Raw genomic sequence first — 816 nt, forward strand, 5'->3', positions numbered from 1 at the left:
TGTAAGCGTCCGCTGAATCCCATGCCTATTTTTTAATTTTGGTCGGATTTCCAGCGGTGTGGCAGTAATTCTTCTATTTGGGTCACTTTATGCGTCGGCAGCCTTTTCAGCACATCACTTAAATAGGCATACGGATCCAGTCCATTCAGCTTTGCTGACTGGATTAAAGTCATGATATTGGCAGCTCGTTGGCCGCTGCGCAGCGAGCCAGCAAACAGCCAGTTCTTACGTCCCAACGCCCAGGGGCGCATCTGATTTTCAATCCAGTTATTATCTATAGGCAAATTACCATCATCCAGATAGCGGCAGAGTGCCTGCCAACGTTTTAGGCTGTAATTGATCGCCTTGGCAGTTGGAGAACTCGATGGCACCGTCAGATAATGTTGGTTGAGCCATTCATACAGTTGTTGCATCACCGGTTGACTATGCTTTTGCCGATATTCGCGGCGATGTTCTGCTGTACCATCGGTCTTTTTCCTGAGTTCTGCTTCTATGGCATACAGTTTCTGAATCATCAGTAATGCCTGTTCAGCGATCTGACTTTTCCCGGTCACATGCAGTTCATGAAATTTACGACGTGCATGTGCCATGCAGCCCACCTCAATGACATCGCCTGATTTAAAGCGTGCTTTATAACCACTGTAATCATCACAGACCAGATGGCCCTGCCAGCCATTCAGGAACTCTTCTGCATGCTGACCTGAACGGCTATCCTGAAAGTCATAGATCACCGCTTGAACTGGATTGTACTGTGTGGTGGCATAGGCCCAGACATAACCTTTCTTCGGTTTTTTCTCATTCTCACCCATCCGCATA

At 47.4% G+C, this 816-nt stretch carries 1 protein-coding gene; it reads right to left on the minus strand.

All coding sequences use genetic code 11. The annotated features are described in order from the left end of the window. Positions 1-32 precede the first annotated feature (32 nt). Positions 33-816: IS66 family transposase (tnpC, locus tag ACWQ4X_RS19725; protein WP_457904680.1), on the minus strand; the 784-nt coding region annotated here is incomplete at its 5' end.

The sequence above is a fragment of the Acinetobacter sp. NigerLNRRAM0016 genome (assembly GCF_054112845.1).